General features: G+C 61.2%; 4 protein-coding genes. All 4 read right to left on the bottom strand.

Features of this window, described 5'->3' with window-relative positions:
• Nucleotides 1-63: 63 nt before the first annotated feature.
• Nucleotides 64-1,761 (bottom strand): AMP-binding protein, encoded by a 1,698-nt coding sequence (locus AC5JJ6_RS04290; protein WP_496040860.1) that lies wholly within the window; start codon nt 1,759-1,761, stop codon nt 64-66.
• A gap of 112 nt (nt 1,762-1,873) precedes the next feature.
• A complete protein-coding gene (locus tag AC5JJ6_RS04285; protein WP_496040859.1) occupies nt 1,874-2,404 on the bottom strand; it encodes a hypothetical protein in 531 nt (176 codons plus the stop codon).
• A gap of 401 nt (nt 2,405-2,805) precedes the next feature.
• The gene (locus tag AC5JJ6_RS04280; protein ID WP_044433682.1) at nt 2,806-3,042 is read right to left on the bottom strand and encodes a DUF4170 domain-containing protein; all 237 of its coding nucleotides are present in this window, start codon (nt 3,040-3,042) and stop codon (nt 2,806-2,808) included.
• A gap of 249 nt (nt 3,043-3,291) precedes the next feature.
• A partial coding sequence (locus AC5JJ6_RS04275; RefSeq protein WP_496040858.1) for a glycosyltransferase occupies nt 3,292-3,661 on the bottom strand: 370 nt, incomplete at its 5' end.

The following is a 3,661-nucleotide window of genomic DNA, read 5'->3' as shown; positions in this document are numbered from 1 at the left end:
TAACCCATCCATTCTTGACGGGAAGTTACCAATCCGGAGACACGTTGCGATGACAACCGAAAATTATGTTTCGGTTTTTGCCGCCGCAACCCGTTCGATTTCCATTTCCCTCAGCTTGAAACGCTGAATTTTACCGGTTTCAGTGCGCGGCAAGGCGTCGAGAAATTCTACCTGGCGGGGATATTTATAAGGCGCGATCTGCTTTTTCACGAATTCCTGCAACTCGCCTACCAGGTTGGAACCGAACCGCAGCGGCTCCCGCGGGACCACGAACGCCTTTGGGATCATGCCGCGCCTGTCGTCGGGCGACGCGACCACGGCGCATTCCCGGACGGCGGCGTGTTCCAGCAGGACGGTCTCGATTTCTATGCCGGAAATGTTGTAGCCGGCGGACACGATCATGTCGTCGGTACGTCCCCGGTACCAGAAATAGCCGTCCTCATCGACAAGGAAGGCGTCGCCGGTCACGTTCCAGCCGTTCTGGACGTATTGGGCCTGCCGCGGGTCGTCCAGGTAGCGGCAGCCGACCGGGCCGCGGACCGCAAGCCGTCCGACTTCGCCCGCAGGCACCGGGCGGAACTCGTCATCGACCACGATCGCGTCGTACCCCGGCAAGGGCTTGCCGGTAGCGCCGGGGCGCAGGGCGTCCGGCGGGTTGGCGATGAAGGTATGCAGCATTTCGGTCGACCCGATGGTGTCGACGATCGGCAAGCCGGTGATCGACTGCCAGTCGTCGATGACCCGCGCCGGCAGTGTTTCTGCCGCGGAAATACAGGCCCGGAGCTTCGGCATCTCCCGGCTGGCGGCCAGGGGGGTCATGGACCGGTAGGCGGTCGGGATGGATAGGCAGATCGTCACCGAATGATCCGACAGCGCGTCCAGCAGCGCTTCGGGCGCCGGCGCCTCGACCAGGACGCTCGTGGCGCCCAGCCGGAGAGGGAACAGGATGGCTCCACCCAGGCCGTAGGTGAAGGCGAGCGACGATCCGGCGCAGAACACGTCCTCCCGCCGTGCATCGAGCACCGAACGCGGCAATCCCTCGGTCACGGCCATCAGGTCCCGATGGAAATGGACGGCTGCCTTGGGAACGCCGGTGGTGCCGGAGGTAAATGCGATCAGGCAGATATCGGCGGCGTCGGTCCTTGCAGGGGTGAAATCGGCCGGTTTCCCGCGCATGCGCCGGGCAAGGTCGGAAAATGTCAGGATCCGCAAGGATCTGCCGGCGCCCGAGCCGGCAGCTTCCAGTTCGGAGACCAGCCGGTCGTCGCACAGCGCCAGTCCGATCTCCAGCCGGTCGCGGATCTGCCCCAGTTCGCGGGCACGGAGCAGCGGCATGGTCGGCACGACGATGCCGCCCGCCCTCACGACCGCCAGCCAGCACGCCACCATCATGGGAGAGTTGGGAGACCTGATGAGGATCCGGTTGCCGGTGCGAAGTCCCATGTCCCGGGTCAGCACATGGGCTATCCTGGCGACCTGCTCCGACAATTGCCGATAGGTCGTCGTCTGGCCGGTAGTGGAGTCGATGAGACAGGGATGCTCTCCCCTGCCCCGTGCCAGATTGACATCCAGCAGTTCCACCGAGACGTTCAAAGGTCCCTGGAAGCGATAGCGGGAGTTTCCGAACAGAAGGTCGGGCCATTGCCGGACATCCGGCAACCGGTCGCGCGCGAAGGTATCGAGCGGAGCGTCCGAAGCGTGTCCGGGACCGTCGTTGCGGTCTCCGGTCGAAGCGGTGTGCGGCTGGTTCGGCGGGGACATGGTTGGTATTACCATGCCGCTACTCGTAACAACAATAGCTCGCTTGAGACGGAAAAATTATGTAATTGCTGTCACAAACAATTAGCACAGCAATCATTATCGGGCTTCATAACTATACGCCCATATAATCGTCGATCTCGCCCTGCTGCATCACATGGGTTGTTCCATGGATGATCCCGTTTGCGACCTGCATGATCTTGTGCAGCATCTCGACCGATGTCGCGCAATCGAATTTCAGCCGCTGGTCGTCGCCGGCACCATGGGCCGCTTCCATGCGGCCGAGCGTAAAGAGAATGACGGCATCCATCTGCGCTATGGTCGCTTCGAAAGGCGTGCGGAATTTGTTGGGGACATGATCGTAGGCTTCGATCGCCAATTCCTTTTCGGAGAAACCGCTGTCGCGGAAATGCTGCTGATAGGACTTGGGGCGCCAGAGACGGCAATCCTCGATCATGTCGGGCATATCCGGCACCATCTCGATCAGCATCACGATTTCGTTGAAGTGGTTGAGATAGTCGGTGGCGAGCAATGTCTTTTCTGAAATATTGGCTCCACGCACGCGCGCGCGCCAAGTCAGAAAATCTTCCAACTCTCCGTCTTGAATGCCTTGAAGAATGTCAGCGTCATTATCCTGTTCAGGCATATCCGCTATCCGGTTAACCAACTAATTGCTGCGATCTTCTTCGGTATAGACAACTTCTGCACGACGCAGGCTCTATGATTCGCGATTACGGTTTCTCATTATCTCACATCCGCTATCTTAAACCATCTGCAATCGATCATATGCCTTTTCCCGAAGCGGCGGCTGGCTTGAACGTTGAAAGCCTGAAAGGCGGCATTCGGCGGGAAGATTCCGGCGGAGAAAAGAAAGGGTGCGTCGCCAGGTTACCGGCGTCCGCACCCAATAAGTCGGGAACACTTGCCTCACCCTCAGCCAGGGCTCGTTAACCTTATTCGCAGAAGTCTTGCGGATTGGTTAATGGTAAGCCATGGATCGAAACAAGCATGTTTCTTTCCAGTCGCGGCGGGAGGCCGGCAGTTCCGTCAGTGTCCGTGCGTTTCGACGTGGGGATCGAGGAAGCGGTGCATGTGAACGATGAAATAGCGCATATGCGCGTCATCGATGGTTGCCGCGGAAGCGCCGCGCCAGGCGGAGTAGGCTTCCGCATAGCTCGGAAAGATACCGACGATGTGAAGCTTGCTCGGATCGACGAATTCGGTCGAATCCGGGCGAACCAACTGTCCGCCGAAAACAAGGTGAAGCAACTGCTTGTTTGGCACCAAAAGCCTCCTCTACACTAATCCGGTCGGTGTTGCCGGCCGCGCGGGCGGGCGGCCGTTCCCGCAGGATCGCCCGCTGCCCCATTGCCGATCCGGGCATCCGCCCGTTGACGCGCCTATAGCATGGCTCATTTCGGGATGCTTCGCCTATCCGAAACGAGGGCAGGTTTACCGGCAAAATGCGGCGACATGCCGCTGAGCCCTTGGCACTATAAGGACCACCCCAAGGTCGGCCCGCCGTCCCGGAATTCACCCTAGGGTGATCGGCCTCGCGCGTTCCGCACGCGGTATGGCGCGTCCCTCCAGGACGGCGTCCAGGCGTGCCAGTCCCGCTTCCCACGAATGGCCGGAGACGATCCGTGCCCGGGCGGCGCGACCCACGGCAGTCCCGAGCGGCGGATGCAGGGCCGCCAGGACGGCATGGCCGAAATCCGCCGGTTCTCCGGCCAGCCACAGGTCGCGCTCGATCTGCTCAAGATAGCCGCCAAGGGCGTCGGGCGCCGCTACGACCGGCCGGGCCATGGCCATCGCCTCCAGCACGGGCCGGGGATTGGGCGTCCGGAACGGCGCCACGACGACCGTGGCCTGCGCCAGCCAGGGCCGGATATCCTTGACGTCC

The organism is Skermanella sp., assembly GCF_059503625.1.
Note: the sequence above shows the minus strand (reverse complement) of the source record. Positions and strands in the feature narration are given on the sequence as shown.

Excerpts from the sequence above, each read along its gene's own strand:
- AC5JJ6_RS04290 (WP_496040860.1), bottom strand. The coding sequence starts at position 1,761 with ATGTCCCCGCCGAACCAGCCGCACACCGCTTCGACCGGAGACCGCAAC.
- AC5JJ6_RS04285 (WP_496040859.1), bottom strand. The coding sequence starts at position 2,404 with ATGCCTGAACAGGATAATGACGCTGACATTCTTCAAGGCATTCAAGAC.